Origin of the sequence: Sanguibacter suaedae (assembly GCF_016342785.1) — a bacterium.
In the GTDB taxonomy this organism is placed as follows: Bacteria; Actinomycetota; Actinomycetes; order Actinomycetales; family Cellulomonadaceae; genus Sanguibacter; species Sanguibacter suaedae.
The window spans coordinates 64,855-80,636 of sequence record NZ_JAEINH010000007.1; the positions used below are offsets into that span (position 1 = coordinate 64,855).

The 15,782-nt window shown below is 72.5% G+C and carries 16 protein-coding genes and 4 tRNA genes; 15 read left to right on the plus strand and 5 right to left on the minus strand.

The window, feature by feature from the left end; genetic code table 11:
• Positions 1–309: 309 nt before the first annotated feature.
• From JAV76_RS09785 to JAV76_RS09795, 3 genes are all read right to left on the minus strand, one after another.
• Positions 310–384: transfer RNA gene (locus tag JAV76_RS09785), tRNA-Val, on the minus strand.
• Between the two features lie 43 nt (positions 385–427).
• Positions 428–498, minus strand: a tRNA-Cys gene (locus JAV76_RS09790).
• A 43-nt stretch (positions 499–541) separates the two neighbouring features.
• Positions 542–613, minus strand: a tRNA-Gly gene (locus JAV76_RS09795).
• A gap of 183 nt (positions 614–796) precedes the next feature.
• Here JAV76_RS09795 and JAV76_RS09800 point away from each other — a divergent pair.
• The 3 genes from JAV76_RS09800 (at position 797) to JAV76_RS09810 (ending at position 2,961) form a co-directional block, all read left to right on the plus strand.
• Positions 797–1,915 (plus strand): chorismate-binding protein, encoded by a 1,119-nt coding sequence (locus JAV76_RS09800; protein WP_198733866.1) that lies wholly within the window; start codon positions 797–799, stop codon positions 1,913–1,915.
• Between the two features lie 4 nt (positions 1,916–1,919).
• The gene (locus JAV76_RS09805; protein ID WP_198733867.1) at positions 1,920–2,774 is read left to right on the plus strand and encodes an aminotransferase class IV; all 855 of its coding nucleotides are present in this window, start codon (positions 1,920–1,922) and stop codon (positions 2,772–2,774) included.
• Between the two features lie 115 nt (positions 2,775–2,889).
• Positions 2,890–2,961, plus strand: a tRNA-Val gene (locus JAV76_RS09810).
• A 79-nt stretch (positions 2,962–3,040) separates the two neighbouring features.
• Here the strand turns inward: JAV76_RS09810 and JAV76_RS09815 are convergent.
• Positions 3,041–4,021: a LysR family transcriptional regulator gene (locus JAV76_RS09815; protein WP_198733868.1), complete on the minus strand. Its 981-nt coding sequence runs from the start codon at positions 4,019–4,021 to the stop codon at positions 3,041–3,043.
• An 80-nt stretch (positions 4,022–4,101) separates the two neighbouring features.
• On the opposite strand from JAV76_RS09815, the gene JAV76_RS09820 reads away from it, so the two are divergent.
• From JAV76_RS09820 to JAV76_RS09860, 9 genes are all read left to right on the plus strand, one after another.
• Positions 4,102–5,175 (plus strand): aminotransferase class V-fold PLP-dependent enzyme, encoded by a 1,074-nt coding sequence (locus JAV76_RS09820; RefSeq protein WP_198733869.1) that lies wholly within the window; start codon positions 4,102–4,104, stop codon positions 5,173–5,175.
• An 89-nt stretch (positions 5,176–5,264) separates the two neighbouring features.
• Complete coding sequence (gene thrS, locus JAV76_RS09825; protein ID WP_372403432.1) at positions 5,265–7,286, plus strand: threonine--tRNA ligase; 2,022 nt, start codon at positions 5,265–5,267, stop codon at positions 7,284–7,286.
• The gene (locus JAV76_RS09830) at positions 7,283–7,864 is read left to right on the plus strand and encodes an HIT family protein (RefSeq protein ID WP_198733870.1); all 582 of its coding nucleotides are present in this window, start codon (positions 7,283–7,285) and stop codon (positions 7,862–7,864) included. Before thrS ends, JAV76_RS09830 begins: the two co-directional genes overlap by 4 nt.
• Complete coding sequence (gene pgsA, locus JAV76_RS09835) at positions 7,849–8,499, plus strand: phosphatidylinositol phosphate synthase (protein ID WP_198733871.1); 651 nt, start codon at positions 7,849–7,851, stop codon at positions 8,497–8,499. The genes JAV76_RS09830 and pgsA overlap by 16 nt, the downstream gene beginning before the upstream one ends.
• A 3-nt stretch (positions 8,500–8,502) precedes the next feature.
• Positions 8,503–9,450, plus strand: a complete 948-nt coding sequence (locus tag JAV76_RS09840; protein ID WP_198733872.1) for a phosphatidylinositol mannoside acyltransferase — start codon at positions 8,503–8,505, stop codon at positions 9,448–9,450.
• A complete protein-coding gene (locus JAV76_RS09845; RefSeq protein WP_372403435.1) occupies positions 9,447–10,670 on the plus strand; it encodes a glycosyltransferase family 4 protein in 1,224 nt (407 codons plus the stop codon). Before JAV76_RS09840 ends, JAV76_RS09845 begins: the two co-directional genes overlap by 4 nt.
• Complete coding sequence (locus JAV76_RS09850; protein WP_198733873.1) at positions 10,667–11,383, plus strand: hypothetical protein; 717 nt, start codon at positions 10,667–10,669, stop codon at positions 11,381–11,383. Before JAV76_RS09845 ends, JAV76_RS09850 begins: the two co-directional genes overlap by 4 nt.
• Before the next feature lie 67 nt (positions 11,384–11,450).
• Entirely contained in the window at positions 11,451–12,377 is a 927-nt protein-coding gene (gene pdxS, locus JAV76_RS09855) for a pyridoxal 5'-phosphate synthase lyase subunit PdxS (RefSeq protein ID WP_198733874.1), read from the plus strand.
• Positions 12,374–12,952, plus strand: a complete 579-nt coding sequence (locus JAV76_RS09860; protein WP_307844136.1) for an NUDIX hydrolase — start codon at positions 12,374–12,376, stop codon at positions 12,950–12,952. Before pdxS ends, JAV76_RS09860 begins: the two co-directional genes overlap by 4 nt.
• Here the strand turns inward: JAV76_RS09860 and JAV76_RS09865 are convergent, their stop codons facing one another.
• Positions 12,953–13,585: a hypothetical protein gene (locus JAV76_RS09865; protein WP_198733875.1), complete on the minus strand. Its 633-nt coding sequence runs from the start codon at positions 13,583–13,585 to the stop codon at positions 12,953–12,955.
• A gap of 116 nt (positions 13,586–13,701) precedes the next feature.
• Between JAV76_RS09865 and pdxT the strand changes: the two genes are divergently transcribed.
• The 3 genes from pdxT to ruvC are packed head-to-tail and all read left to right on the plus strand — an operon-like array spanning position 13,702 to position 15,686.
• Positions 13,702–14,304 (plus strand): pyridoxal 5'-phosphate synthase glutaminase subunit PdxT, encoded by a 603-nt coding sequence (gene pdxT, locus JAV76_RS09870; RefSeq protein WP_198733876.1) that lies wholly within the window; start codon positions 13,702–13,704, stop codon positions 14,302–14,304.
• A 3-nt stretch (positions 14,305–14,307) separates the two neighbouring features.
• Positions 14,308–15,063, plus strand: coding sequence for a YebC/PmpR family DNA-binding transcriptional regulator (locus JAV76_RS09875; RefSeq protein ID WP_198733877.1), 756 nt, complete (start codon positions 14,308–14,310; stop codon positions 15,061–15,063).
• A gap of 53 nt (positions 15,064–15,116) precedes the next feature.
• A complete protein-coding gene (ruvC, locus tag JAV76_RS09880; RefSeq protein ID WP_198733878.1) occupies positions 15,117–15,686 on the plus strand; it encodes a crossover junction endodeoxyribonuclease RuvC in 570 nt (189 codons plus the stop codon).
• Positions 15,687–15,782: the final 96 nt, after the last annotated feature.

Consider the following 15,782-nt stretch of genomic DNA (forward strand, 5'->3'; position numbering starts at 1 on the left):
CCGCCGCCCTTGGCGCCCGTGCGCTTGGAGCCGGCGCCGTCCGCGCCAGCTCCCTGTGCGCCACCGGACCGTCCTCGGCCTCGTCGAGCCACGTCATCTCCTCCTCAGCGTCCGTGCGCCGCGTCGGCGCCGTGCGGCCTTGCCACGTCGACACCGGGGCCGCGTGCTCGTCGGAGCCGATCCCGCGTCAGCGGGAGACCCACGACCCCACACCCGGTCGTCGTGATCCGGGTCAGCCCCCGGCGAGGGCGCTGACCCCGGACGACGCAAGAGGCCGCCCCGGATCTCTCCGGAACGGCCTCTGAATACTGGTGGGCGATACTGGGATCGAACCAGTGACCTCTTCCGTGTCAGGGAAGCGCGCTACCGCTGCGCCAATCGCCCATTGTCGTGCAGGACAGACCCGGTCGTGCGGTCGGTCGATGCGAGGTGGAGACGGGATTCGAACCCGTGTATACGGCTTTGCAGGCCGCTGCCTCGCCTCTCGGCCACTCCACCGCTGAGACCCAGCCCCGAGTGTGACCTCGAGAGTCTGTCTCCGAGCGGACGACGGGATTCGAACCCGCGACCCTCACCTTGGCAAGGTGATGCTCTACCACTGAGCCACGTCCGCATGCTCTCCGGAAGGCCGGGTTTTTCTCCCCGGCGTTTTCGGCGCGTCCCAGACTCTAATAGACCTTTGCGGCCTGAGTCCAACTGACGTCGCCCCCGGGGCTCTTTCACGGTCGGGATCCGCAGGATCCTGCGGAAAAGTTGCTGGTGTGGGCTGCCCCACGGCTGTCGGTAGCGTGGTGCCGTGGACGGATACGCGCAGTTCGGGCGCCTCGAGGGGCGCTCACCGGTGGAGGTCGTCGACCTCGCCGACACGCCCGAGGCCCTGGACCGAGGGGGAGTGTGGTTCGTCGTCGCCGAGTTCGACGGGCGGGCGAGGGCCTGGCGGTTCGCCGACGTCCGCAGGGGGCCGGTCGGCAGCGTCGCCGCTGCCGCGACACCGAGGGCGCGCACCGCGTGGGCGGGCCCTGCACGCGACGGGTGGACCAGCTCGCTGGACCAGGACGGTTACGAGGCTGCCGTGCGGACGGTCCGCGAGCACGTGCGTGCCGGGGACGTCTACCAGGTGAACGTCTGCCGCGTGCTCTCCGCGCCCCTCGCACCAGGAGGGCCGGACGGAACGCCCGCGGAGCCCGACGCGCGGGCCCTCGCCCAGCGCCTCGCCGCCGGGAACCCCGCCCCGTACCAGGGGGTCCTCCACGTCCCGGCGTCCTCCGGCATCGACCCGGTGTGGGTGGTGTGCGCCTCCCCGGAGCTCTTCCTGCGCCTCGACGCCCGTCCCGCCGGCATCACGACCCTCACGTCGGGTCCCATCAAGGGCACCGCGACGTCACCGGAGGGGCTGGGCGACAAGGACCGCGCGGAGAACGTCATGATCACCGACCTCGTCCGCAACGACCTCCAGCGCGTCTGCGCTCCGGGGACCGTCGAGGTCACCTCCCTCCTCGGCGTCGAGCACCACCCAGGGCTCGTCCACCTCGTGTCGACCGTCACCGGGCGCCTGCGGCCCGACGTCGTCACCGGCCCGGGGACCTGGGCGCGTGTCCTCGCCGCGACCTTCCCGCCCGCCTCGGTGTCCGGTGCGCCCAAGTCGTCGGCGCTGCGCATCATCCGCGACCTCGAACCGGTGCCCCGCGGCCCCTACTGCGGGGCGGTCGGGTGGGTCGACGCAGACGCGGGCACCGCGGAGCTCGCCGTCGGCATCCGCACCTTCTGGTGGGACCGCGGCACCGACGGCCGCAGCCCGGCGCTCCGCTTCGGGACGGGGGCCGGCATCACCTGGGGCAGCGACCCCCACGGGGAGTGGCTGGAGACGGAGCTCAAGGCGCGACGCCTCGTGGACCTCGCGTCTGCGGCACACTGACCCCATGACCCTCGTGCTGTGGAAGGACGGGCGCTTCGTCGCGCCCGAGGAGCCCGCCGTCAGCGTCCTCGACCACGGGCTCACGGTCGGCGACGGCGTCTTCGAGACGTGCTCCGTCACGGACGGACGGGCCTTCGCCCTGGGCAGGCACCTGCGCCGGCTCGCCCGGTCCGCGACCGGGCTGGGGATCACCGTGCCCGACGAGGCGACCCTCAGGGACGCCGTGGACGCCGTCCTCGCACGGTCCACGCCGGAGACCGGGCGCCTGCGCATCACCCTCACAGCCGGCCTCGGTCCCCTCGGCTCCGCGCGCGGGGACGGGCCGCCGACGCTCATGGTCGCCGCCGGGCCGGCGGTGCGCACCGTCGACGCCCGCGTCGTGCGCCTGCCGTGGATCCGCAACGAACGGTCCGCCGTCGCCGGCCTCAAGACGACGTCCTACGCCGAGAACGCCGTCGGCCTCGCACACGCCACCCGGCACGGCGCCGACGAGGGGCTCATGGCCAACACCGTCGGAGCCCTCTGCGAGGGCACCGCCTCGAACGTCCTCGTCGAGCGCGACGGCGAGCTCCTCACCCCCCACCTCATGACCGGATGCCTCGCGGGCATCACCCGCGAGCTGCTCCTCGAGTGGGCGCTCGCGGACGGTCTGCCCGCCCGCGAGGCGGAGGTCGACGAGCTCCCGTTCACGGTCCTCGACGACGTCCTCGCAGGCCGAACGTCGCTCGGCCTCGCCGGGAGCATCCGCAACGTCGTGCCGGTGGTCGGGCTCGACGGGCAGCGGGTCGTCCCAGGTCCGCTCACGCTCGCCGCGCAGGAGCTCTTCGCGCGACGAGCGGCCGAGCTCGTCGACCCCTGATCGGGGCCGGTTCGCTTCCTGGCGTCCTGACCGGTTACGATCTTCCACGAACACCGCGCAGCACGGGTGTCCAGGCCCGTCGTGGCACTGGACACGGGTGCGGAACGGTGGAGACGGGCGATTGGCGCAGTGGTAGCGCGCTTCGTTCACACCGAAGAGGTCACTGGTTCGAACCCAGTATCGCCCACGTCGCAGCACACGAAGGCCGCACCCCTAGGGGTGCGGCCTTCGTCGTTCCCACGGCGGCACACCGGTGGTCCCCGGGTTCAGACGGGGTGGAGGCCCCACCGTCGCGGGTCCAGCGACCGCACGGCGTCGCGCATCGCGAGGACCGACGGCATGGCCTCGACCTCCGGGGGCAGCACGAGGTGCACGGTCCTGTGGTCACCGCCCGCAGGACGGCGGGCGACCACGCCGCTCGGCAGCGGGGCTCCCGTGACGGCGAGGCTCGGCAGCATCGCGACACCGAGACCTGCCGCGACCATCCCGAGCACGGCCGGGACGTTGTCCGTCTCGTAGGCGATGCTCGGCACGAAGCCGGCCGCACCGCAGGTCGCCAGGAGGTGCGCACGGCACCGCGGGCAGCCGCCGATCCAGCGGTCCTGCGCGAGGTCGCTCACGGCCACCTCCCGGGTTGCCGGACCTCGGGCGCGGGCGTTCGTCGCGGGGAGCACGAGCACCATGGTGTCGCGCCACAGCGCGACCGAGGTCAGGCCGGACGTGCTGTCCCCGTGTGGGTCCTGCGGATCGCCGGGATAGCTGAACGTCAGCGCGACGTCCGCGAGACCGTCCCGGACCGCTGCCACCGCCTCGGGTGGCTCCGCCTCGAGGTAGCTGGTGCGCACCCCGGGGGAGCGGGCAGCCATCGCGCCGAGCACCGACGGCACCAGCGTCGACGACGCCGACGGGAAGCCCGTGAGCCTCGCCTGCCCTGCCCGTGCCCCTGCGAGCTCGGTGAGCTCGTCGGCCGCGGCGTCGATGGACCGCAGCACCACGGTCGCGTGCCGGGCCACGACGCGTCCCGCTTCCGTGAGGCGCACCCCGCGGCCTGCGCGGGCGAGGACGGTCATGCCGATCCGCGCCTCGAGCCGACGGATCGCCTGGCTCAGCGCCGGCTGGCTGTAACCGAGGGCCGCGGCTGCTGCCGTCACCGAGCCGTGGTCGGCGATCGCGCGCACGACGCGCAGCGAGTGGGAGTCGAGGTCCTCGGGGGTGACACCCGGCGAGGGGGCAGGGTCGCTGGTCACGGTCGATCATAACGTTGCCTTATGAATCGGATCATGACCTGGGCCTAGTCGAATGCTCGACGGGTCGCCAGGCTGGAACCATGCTCCTCACCGTCGACCAGGCACGCACCCACTTCTCCCGCGGCGCCGGGTACCTCTCCGCCTGCACCATGGGGCTGCCCACCGACGCCACCCTCACCGCCCTCCGCGCCGACCTCGACGACTGGTCCCACGCCCGCACCGGCCCGGCCCGCTACGGGGACGTCGTCGAGACCACCCGCACCGCCTACGCCGCGCTCGTCGGAGTCCCCGTCGACCACGTCGCCATCGGCTCCCAGACGTCGGCCATGGTCTCCGTGCTCGCCGCCGCCGTCCCGCCCGGGCGCGAGGTGCTCTGCGTCGACGGGGACTTCAGCTCCGTGGTCTACCCGTTCCTCGCCGCCGCCGACCGCGGGGTCCGCGTCCGGCACGTGCCGCTCGACCGGCTCGCCGCCAGCATCACGGCGGACACCCACCTCGTGTCCTTCTCCCTCGTCCAGTCCGCCACCGGCGCGGTCGCCGACGTCGACGCCATCGTCACCGCCGCACGCCACCACGGTTCACGCACCCTGTGCGACACGACGCAGGCCGCCGGGGCCATGCCCGTCGACGCCTCAGTCTTCGACGCCACGGTCTGCCACGCCTACAAGTGGCTGTGCGCCCCCCGCGGCGTGGCGTTCCTCACCCTCGGGGACGAGTACCGGTCATCCCTCGTCCCGCTCCAGGCAGGCTGGTACGCGGGCGACGACGTCTGGGGCTCCTGCTACGGACCGCGCATGGACCTCGCCACCGACGCCCGAGCCTTCGACGTCTCGCCCGCCTGGCAGGCCTGGGTCGGGGCAGCGCCCGCCGTCGACCTCTTCGCCCGGACCGACCTCGCCGCCCTCCACCACCGCAGCACGAGCCTCGGCGACGCGCTTTGCGACGGGCTCGGGATACCCCGCCTCGGCCAGGCGATCATCACCTGGCCCGACGCCGACGGCCAGGACCTGGCCGCGCTCGCCGACGCCGGGGTCGTCGCCTCCGGGCGCGCCGGGCGCGCACGCGTCGCCTTCCACCTGTGGAACGACGAGGACGACGTCGAGCGCGTCCTCACGGCGCTGCGACCCGGCATGGCCCGCCCCCGCCGCCCGTGAGGCGTGCCCGCGGACGGTGCCGGTATCGGTAACATCGAGGGGCGCGTGCCACCAGGCAGCGCCCCTCGAACGTCATTGGAGCAGCCCCCGTGTCTGAGTCGTCACCGCTGGACCAGTCCCTCACCGTCACCGTCGACGGTCAGCTGACGACGGTCACCCCCGGGACCACCGGCACCGAGCTCTTCGCGGAACGACGCGACGTCGTCGTGCTCCGCGTCGGCGGGAACCTCGTCGACCTCTCCACCGCGCTCGCGGACGGCGACGTGGTCGAGGGGGTCACCATCGACTCGCCCGACGGCCTCGACGTCCTGCGCCACTCCGCGGCCCACGTGCTCGCGCAGGCCGTGCAGCAGGTGAACCCGTCCGCACGGCTGGGCATCGGACCGCCCGTCAAGGACGGCTTCTACTACGACTTCGACGTCACCGAGCCCTTCACCCCCGAGGACCTCAAGGCTCTCGAGAAGGCGATGATGCGCATCGTCAAGGAGGGCCAGACGTTCCGACGTCGCGTGGTCACCGACACCGACGCCCTCGCCGAGCTCGCCGACGAGCCCTACAAGATCGAGCTCGTCGGCCTCAAGGGCAGCAGCGACACCGCTGCCGAGGGCGCGTCCGTCGAGGTCGGCGCCGGTGAGCTCACCATCTACGACAACGTCCGCCGCAACGGCGACGTCGCCTGGTCCGACCTCTGCCGCGGTCCCCACCTGCCGAGCACCAGGCTCATCGGGAACGGCTACCAGCTCATGCGCAGCGCCGCCGCGTACTGGCGCGGCAGCGAGAAGAACCCGCAGCTGCAGCGCATCTACGGCACCGCGTGGCCCACCAAGGACGAGCTCAAGGCGTACCTCGAGCGCCTCGCCGAGGCCGAGCGCCGCGACCACCGCCGCCTGGGCACCGAGCTCGACCTCTTCTCCTTCCCCGACGAGATCGGCTCCGGCCTCGCGGTGTTCCACCCCAAGGGCGGGATCATCCGCTCCGAGATGGAGCAGTACTCCCGCAAGCGGCACGTCGAGGAGGGCTACTCCTTCGTCAACACCCCGCACATCACCAAGGAACAGCTCTTCCAGACCTCCGGTCACCTCGACTGGTACTCCGAGGGCATGTACCCCCCCATGCAGCTCGACGAGGAGCGCGACGCCGACGGCGTGGTGCGCAAGGCCGGGCAGAACTACTACCTCAAGCCCATGAACTGCCCCATGCACAACCTCGTGTTCGCCTCACGCGGCCGCTCCTACCGCGAGCTCCCGCTGCGGCTCTTCGAGTTCGGCACCGTCTACCGCTACGAGAAGTCCGGCGTCGTCCACGGTCTCACCCGGGCCCGCGGCTTCACGCAGGACGACGCCCACATCTACTGCTCCCGGGAGCAGATGAAGTCCGAGCTCACCGATGCACTGAACTTCGTCCTCGGGCTGCTCAAGGACTACGGGCTCGACGACTTCTACCTCGAGCTCTCCACCCGCGACCCCGAGAAGTCCGTGGGTTCCGACGAGGTGTGGGAGGAAGCCACCCGCACCCTCGAGGAGGTCGCCACCGAGTCCGGCCTCGAGCTCGTCGCAGACCCCGAGGGCGCCGCGTTCTACGGACCCAAGATCTCCGTCCAGGCGAAGGACGCCATCGGGCGCACCTGGCAGATGTCCACCATCCAGCTCGACTTCAACCTCCCCGAGAAGTTCGACCTCGAGTACGCCGCCGCCGACGGCACCCGCCAGCGCCCCGTGATGATCCACCGGGCCCTCTTCGGATCCATCGAACGCTTCTTCGCGGTCCTCACCGAGCACTACGCCGGAGCGTTCCCCGCGTGGCTCGCACCCGTCCAGGTCCTCGCCGTCCCCGTCGCCGAGCCCTTCAACGACTACCTCGCCGACGTCGTCGCCCAGCTGCGCACCCACGGGATCCGCGCCGAGCTCGACGACAGCAGCGACCGCTTCGCCAAGAAGATCCGCACCGCCAGCACCCAGAAGATCCCGTTCGTGCTCATCGCCGGGGGAGAGGACGCCGAGGCCGGCGCCGTGTCCTTCCGGTACCGCGACGGCCGCCAGGACAACGGCGTCCCCGTCGCCGAGGCGATCGACCGCGTCGTCGCCGCCGTGCGGGACAGGGTCCAGGTGTGAGCGAGACCGCCGACGACCACGCCGGGGTGCCCGACGCCCTCGAACGCCTGTGGACCCCGCACCGCCTGGTCTACATCGGCGGGCAGGACAAGCCAGCCGACTCCTCCGAGGGGGCGTGCCCGTTCTGCACGGTCCCCGGGCGCGACGACGAGGACGGCCTCGTCGTCGCGCGCGGGACGCACGCCTTCGTCGTGCTCAACCTCTACCCGTACAACTCGGGCCACCTCCTCGTGTGCCCCTACCGGCACGTCGCCGACTACACGGACCTCACCGACGACGAGGTCACCGAGGTCGCGGACCTCACCCGTACCGCCATGCGCGTCGTTCGCTCCGTGTCCGCCCCCCACGGCTTCAACCTCGGCATGAACCAGGGGGACGTCGCCGGAGCCGGGATCGCCGCCCATCTCCACCAGCACGTCGTGCCCCGATGGGCCGGGGACGCGAACTTCCTGCCCATCGTCGCCCGCACCAAGGCCCTGCCACAGCTCCTCGCGCAGACACGCCAGCTCCTCGCCGACGCCTGGCCCGCCCGCGACGCCCCCACCCCCCAGGAGGACGCACCGTGCTCAGCCGACTGAGGGGCGCGATGGCAGCCCTCCTCACCCCCCTCGCACGAGTGCTGCTCCGCATCGGGGTCACCCCCGACGCCGTGACCGTCCTCGGCACAGTCGGTGTCGTCGCCGTCGCGCTGTGGGCGTTCCCCACCGACCGCCTCACGCTCGGAGCCGTCGTCATCGGGCTCTTCGCCGTCCTCGACTCCCTCGACGGCACCATGGCCCGCCTCTCCGGGCGGTCAGGGCCCTGGGGCGCCTTCCTCGACTCGACCCTCGACCGTGCCGCCGACGCCGGCATCTTCTGCGGGCTCCTCGCCTTCTTCCTCCTCCACACCGACGGCACCCTCCGCACCTGGGGGATGGTGTCGGCGCTCTGCTGCCTCGTCCTCGGCAACCTCGTCTCCTACGCGCGCGCACGTGCCGAGGGCCTCGACATGACGGCCTCCGTCGGCATCGCCGAGCGCGCCGAACGACTCGTCGTCTCGCTCCTCGCCGCAGGCCTCGTCGGTCTCGGCCTGCCCGTCGTCGTCCTCGTCGTGGCGCTCGCCGTCCTCGCCGCAGCCAGCGGCGTCACCGTCGTCCAGCGCATGGCCACCGTGCGCACCCAGGCGCTCGCGACACGGACGACGCCCGGTGCGGCGCCCTCCCCGGGAGGCTGACCCGTGGCGCTCGACACCGCACGCCTCCACCACCTCGCGTGGCAGCACGCCTCGAAGGTCCCGGCGCCGCTCCTGCGCGGCGCCGCGGCGCTCGGCGCCGACGTCGCGACGCTCCTGCGACCGGCCGGGGTCCGCCGGCTCGCGACCAACCTCGCCCGCGTGCGGCCCGACGCGGGACCACGCGAGCTGCGCCGGCTGGTGCGTCGTGCCATGCGGTCGTACATGCGGTACTTCGGAGAGGTCTTCGTCCTCGCGTCCGCCACACCGGAGCAGGTCGCCGCACGCGTGCGCGTCGAGGGACGGGACGAGTGCACGCGCGCCCTCGCCACCGGGACCAGCCCCGTCGTCGCCCTCACCCACCAGGGCAACTGGGACCTCGCCGGCGTCTGGGCGTCCACCCACCTCGCCCCGGTGACCACCGTCGCCGAGCGCCTCGAGCCCCCGGCGCTCTACGAGGACTTCATGGTGTTCCGGGAGTCCCTCGGCATGACGATCCTCACCGCCGGGGACGACGGCGTCTTCCGCGCCCTGCTGCGCGTCGCCGCAGCCCCCGGGCGGCTCGTCTGCCTCCTCGCCGACCGCGACCTCTCGCGCACCGGCGTCCAGGTCGACCTCCTCGGGCACCCGGCACGCGTCGCACCCGGACCCGCGGCCGTCGCCGTCGCCACCGGCGCACCGCTCCTGCCGGCCGGCATCTTCTACGAACGCCTCACCGGAGCGCGCAGACGCGCGGCCGGGACCCCCTGGGGCATCGTCATCCGCTTCCACCCGGCCGTCGAGGTCCCCACCGACGGCACGCCCGCCGAGCGGCTGCGCACCACCACCCAGGGCTGGGTCGACGCCCTCGCCCACGACATCCACGAGCACCCCGAGGACTGGCACATGCTGCAGAAGGTGTTCGTCGCCGACCTGGACCCCGAACGCCTCGCCCGGGCGGAGGCCCGCCCATGAACGACACCACCCACCCGGAGATCGGCCGGCCCCTGCGCGTCGGCATCGTCTGCCCCTACTCCTTCGACGTCCCGGGCGGCGTCCAGTTCCACATCCGCGACCTCGCCGAGGCCCTCATCGAGCAGGGTCACGAGGTCTCCGTCCTCGCACCCGCCGACGACGACACCCCCATCCCCGACTACATCACCTCCGCGGGGAAGGCCATCCCGGTCCGCTACAACGGGTCCGTGGCCCGCATGACCTTCGGCCCCCGTACGGCGGCCAAGGTCCGCCGCTGGCTCAAGGAGGGACACTTCGACGTCCTCCACCTGCACGAGCCCGTCACCCCCAGCCTGAGCATGCTCGCCCTGTGGATCGCCCGAGGACCCATCGTCGCCACCTTCCACACGGCGCTCCTGCGCTCCCGGGCCCTCCAGGTGGTCCACCCCCTCGTGCGCCCGAGCCTCGAGAAGATCGCGGCCCGCATCGCCGTCTCGGAGGACGCACGCCGCACGCTCGTCGAGCACATGGGCGGCGACGCGGTCGTCATCCCCAACGGCGTCTACGTCGACACCTTCGCCGACGCCCGCGCCGTCGACCGCTGGACCGGCACCCCCGACGCGCCGACGATCGCGTTCCTCGGGCGCCTCGACGAACCGCGCAAGGGCCTCCCGGTCCTCACCGATGCGGTCCCCGAGATCCTCCGCCACGTCCCCGGTGCCCGGGTCCTCGTGGCGGGCCGTGGCGACGAGGGTCGCGACGCCGCCCTCGCCCGCCTCGGCGAGCACGCCGCGTCCGTCGAGTTCCTCGGGTCCGTGTCGGACGCCGAGAAGGCCGAGCTCCTGTCCTCCGTCGACCTCTACATCGCGCCCCAGACCGGCGGGGAGAGCTTCGGCATCGTCCTCGTGGAGGCCATGAGCGCCGGGGCGTGCGTCGTCGCCAGCGACCTCGGGGCCTTCCAGCGCGTCCTCGACGACGGGAAGGCCGGGTACGTCTTCCGCGTCGGCGACAGCGACGACCTCGCCCGCACCGTCGTCGAGGCGCTCCGCGACCCCGACGAACGGGCACGGCGCGCCGGCCTCGCCACCGCCACCGTCCGCCAGTACGACTGGTCCACCGTCACCGCCCAGGTCCTCACGGTCTACGAGATGGTCCTCGAGGCGACACGAGCCCTGGGCGGTGTCGAGGAGGACCCCTCGTCCCGCGCGCAGCGGCGGGGCTGGACGGAGGTCACCTCATGACGTGGTCCGAGACTCTCGTCCTCGTCTGCGCGGTCCTCGCGCTCGCGGGGTGGAGCATGTGGGTGTCCGCGACCCGGCTCGACCGGCTGCACCGCAAGGTCGTCGCCAGCCGCCTGGCGCTCGACGCCCAGCTGGTCCGCCGTGCCGCGGCCGCGACGGACCTCGCGACGTCCGGGCTCCTCGACCCGGTGAGCTCGGTCCTCGTCGTCGAGGCCGCCCACGAGGCCTCCGGGGGTGACGCGGCAGCGGACCGTGAGCTCGCCGTGGCGGTCCCCGACCTGGCGTCCTACGTCCTGACGCCGCGCGTGGGCCAGAGCCCCTCCGTGCGGAGGCGCGGACCGTCACGGAGCACCGTGGAGCGCGCCCTCGACAGCACGATGGGCGATGATCGCGCCCGGGCCGAGAGCGACCTGTCGGCGACGTTGCGCACGGTCCTCGACGAACCGGAGGAGGCCGCCGACCTCTACGACGACCCGTCGAGCGCAGGTCTCCTCGACGCGCTGGCCGCCGCCTGGTACCGCGTCCAGCTGGCGCGACGGTTCCACAACGAGGCCGTCGCCCAGACGCAGCGCGTGCGCGCCAAGGCGCTGGTGCGGCTCGTGCGCCTCGCGGGTCACGCCGCGCTGCCCCAGACGGTGGAGCTCGACGACGCCTGGCCGGCGGGCCTGCGGCGTCCCGGACCGGGCGCGGGACCGTCGGTGCCCCCGGCGTAGGATGAAGACCTGGGCGCGGCCGACGGGGCCGCGCACCCACCCGACGTACGACTGAGTGAGGTTTGCTGTGCCAAGCGAGAACACGTCACCCGAGGGAAACGCCGCGGCTCAGGACGTCGTGGGCAGCGCCCGCGTCAAGCGGGGCATGGCCGAGATGCTCAAGGGTGGCGTCATCATGGACGTCGTCACGCCCGACCAGGCGAAGATCGCCGAGGACGCCGGTGCCGTGGCCGTCATGGCGCTCGAGCGCGTCCCCGCCGACATCCGTGCGCAGGGCGGCGTGTCGCGGATGAGCGACCCGGACATGATCGACGGCATCATCGCCGCGGTGTCCATCCCGGTCATGGCCAAGGCCCGCATCGGGCACTTCGTCGAGGCCCAGGTGCTCCAGTCCCTCGGTGTCGACTACATCGACGAGTCCGAGGTCCTCACCCCGGCCGACTACGCGCACCACATCGACAAGTGGGCGTTCACCGCGCCGTTCGTCTGCGGGGCCACGAACCTCGGTGAGGCGCTCCGCCGTATCAACGAGGGCGCGGCGATGATCCGCTCCAAGGGCGAGGCCGGTACGGGCGACGTGTCGAACGCCACCACGCACATGCGGACGATCCGTGCGGAGATCCGCCGGCTGTCCTCCCTCCCCGAGGACGAGCTGTTCGTGGCCGCCAAGGAGCTCCAGGCGCCGTACGAGCTCGTCAAGGAGGTCGCCGCGACCGGGAAGCTCCCCGTCGTCGTCTTCACCGCTGGTGGCATCGCCACCCCGGCCGACGCCGCGATGATGATGCAGCTCGGCGCCGAGGGCGTGTTCGTCGGGTCCGGGATCTTCAAGTCGGGCAACCCCGCGGAGCGGGCGTCCGCCATCGTCAAGGCCACGACCTTCTTCGACGACCCCGACGTCATCGCCAACGTGTCGCGTGGTCTGGGTGAGGCGATGGTGGGCATCAACGTCGACGAGATCCCCGAGCCCCACCGTCTCGCCGAGCGCGGTTGGTGACGACGGACGACGAGGTCGCCGTCGGCGCGAGCGGTCAGCTCGACGACGGTTGGCGTAACGGCCCGGGCGGCATGCGCACGAGGCGCGCCGCCCGGGTCGTCCTGCTCGACCCCGACGGGCGGGTGCTCCTCGTCCGCGGCCACGACGCGGACGACCCCGGACGGCACTGGTGGTTCACCGTGGGCGGCGGCATCGACCCGGGGGAGTCCGTCCGTGAGGCGGCCGTCCGTGAGGTCCTCGAGGAGACAGGGCTGCAGCTCGAGGTCGACGACCTCGTGGGGCCCGTGGTCACCCGGTCGGCGATCTTCGACTTCGCGAGGGAGAGCTGCCTGCAGCACGAGGAGCTCTTCCTCGCGCACGTGAGCGGCGATGCCACGTTGAGCCGCGCACGGTGGACGGCGCTCGAGGCGAGCTTCCTCGACGCCGTCGAGTGGCTCAGCGTGGACGAGCTGCGGGCGGTGACCGACGAGGTGTTCCCGGCCGAGCTGCCCGAGATCGTCGAGAGCCTCAGGGCGGGCTGGGACGGGACCGTCCGGCACCTCGGGGTCCAGGACGAGCAGGCATCGGTCGGCTGATCACCACCGAGCGGGTGCGGCGAGGGCGGCGCGCTTGCGGGCGCCGTGGCGCACGCCCCACCAGATGCCGCCCGCGACGGCGATCCCCAGACCGACCACGCTGACCAGCGCGCCCGCGGCGACGATCCCCACGGTCCGGAGCCCACCCACGAGGAGGTCCTCGAGGACCTCGTCGTCGACGACCGCGATGTCGCCCCCGACGGACGCCGACGTCCCCGAGACGGTCAACGTGTAGCTGCCGGCCTCCGTGGTCCGGAAGGACGCGACCTCGACGTTCGTCTGGCCACCGATCTCCAGCCGCCGCTCGACGTTCCTGTCCTCGACGGACACCGGCTCCCCGTCCGGGCCGGCGATCCGGACGTCCCCGGGCTGGACCTCGGGCCCGCTCGACGTCGAGTGCAGGACGGAGTACCGGTGGTCGGCGAGCCCTGTGAGCTGCAGGGCTTCGCCGACCGGTCCTGCCTCCGCCCCCAGGAGCTCCTCGGACGACTCGCTCGCCTCCACGACGGACCGCAACCCGTCGGCGAGGCGCGTCGCGCCGAAAGCGACGGCGGCGATCCCGATCAGGAGGAGGACGATGCCCACGCCCGTGAGGATCTTCGGCCCGCGGGTCGTCGGCAGGCTGGTGGTCATGGTGGGTCCTCCGTGTCGGTGCGGCTCACGGCCGGCCCGTGGCGTCGCACCGGACACCCTATCGGCGTGGAGGGGACGCGCACGGACGTCCCCGGCTCCGCGTAGCATGGGCGACCGTGAGTCCCACCATCGGTGTCCTGGCCCTCCAGGGCGACGTCCGCGAGCACCGCACAGCCCTCGAGTCCGCGGGTGCCCGCTGGACGAGCGTGCGCCGGCCCGCTGAGCTCGACGGTCTCGACGGCCTCGTCCTGCCTGGCGGGGAGTCGACGACCATCGACAAGCTCCTCCGCATCTTCGAGCTGCACGAGCCCCTCCGGGAGGCGATCGCCTCGGGGCTGCCCGTCTACGGGTCCTGCGCCGGGATGATCCTCCTCGCGGACCGGGTGCTGGACGGCACCTCCGACCAGCAGACGCTCGGGGGCCTGGACGTCACGGTGAGGCGCAACGCGTTCGGCCGGCAGGTCGACTCGTTCGAGACGCACGTCGACGTCGAGGGCGTCGGTGGTCCGGGGGTCCGGGCGGCGTTCATCAGGGCGCCGTGGGTCGAGGAGGTGGGGCCACGTGCCACGGTCCTCGCCACGATCGGTGCAGGCCCCGCCGCCGGTAGGATTGTCGCAGTCCGCCAGGGCTCGCTGCTCGCGACGTCGTTCCACCCGGAGATCACGGGGGACGCGCGCATCCACGAGCTGTTCGTATCGATCGTTCGCAAGGAGTACTAAGGCATGTCAGGTCACTCCAAATGGGCCACCACCAAGCACAAGAAGGCTGCCATCGACGCCAAGCGCGGCAAGCTCTTCGCCAAGCTGATCAAGAACATCGAGGTGGCGGCCCGGACCGGTGGTGGTGACGTCGCCGGGAACCCCACGCTCTTCGACGCGATCCAGAAGGCGAAGAAGACGTCGGTCCCCAACGACAACATCGACCGCGCGGTCAAGCGCGGTTCCGGCCAGGAGGCCGGCGGGGCGGACTACCAGACGATCATGTACGAGGGGTACGCCTCCGGTGGCGTCGCGCTCCTCGTCGAGTGCCTCACGGACAACCGCAACCGCGCCGCGGCGGAGGTCCGCACGGCGTTCTCCCGCAACGGCGGGCAGATGGCCGACCCGGGCTCGGTGTCCTACCTGTTCTCCCGCAAGGGCGTCGTCATGGTGCCCAAGGAGGGCACGGACGAGGACTCCGTCATGGAGGCCGTCCTCGAGGCCGGGGGCGAGGAGGTCAACGACTACGGGGACTCCTTCGAGGTGCTGTCCGAGGCGACCGATCTCGTCGCGGTCCGGACCGCGCTCCAGGACGCGGGGATCGAGTACGACTCCGCCGACGTCGTGTTCTACCCGTCCATGCAGATCGAGGTCGACGCCGAGGGTGCGCGCAAGGTCCTGCGGCTCATCGACGCCCTCGAGGACTCCGACGACGTGCAGAACGTGTACTCGAACTTCGACGCCTCCGACGAGGTCATGGCCGAGCTCGAGGACGACTGACCCGTCCCGTCCGGACCCGGACGGAGCGGCCGGGGCGAGGGAGGACGTGGCGAGTGCGTGTGCTCGGTGTTGATCCGGGACTGACCCGGTGCGGGATCGGCGTCGTCGACTCCCGCCAGGGCCGTCGCGCCGACCTCGTGGCCGTCGGCGTCGCGACGTCGTCGACCGACCTGTCCGTCGACGTCCGGCTGCTGCGGATCTCGACGGAGCTCGACCGGTGGATGGACCTCCACGTCCCCGACGTCGTCGCGGTCGAGCGGGTCTTCGCCCAGCACAACGTGTCGACGGTGATGGGGACGGCGCAGGTCGCCGGTCTCGCGATGGTCGCTGCCGCGCGCCGTGGTGTCCCGGTCGCCATGCACACGCCCAGCGAGGTGAAGGCGGCCGTCACCGGCAGCGGCCGGGCCGGCAAGGAACAGGTCCAGAAGATGGTCGCGTCCATCCTCGGCCTCGCCGAGGTGCCGCGCCCGGCCGACGCCGCCGACGCGCTCGCGATCGCGATCTGCCAGCTCTGGCGTCCGGCAGCGCTCATGGACCGCGCGGAGCGGCTCGAGCTCACCCCGGCCCAGCGGGCGTGGGCGGCGGCCGAGCAGGCGGCGCGTCGGGCGAAGGGCACCCGCTGAGCGTTGCTACGGTGGCTCGTCGTACAGGTGTTCGGAGAACGCGACCGTCGACGGACGGTCGCGGACATGTCCCGCGTCAGCGCGGGCGGAGGGTGA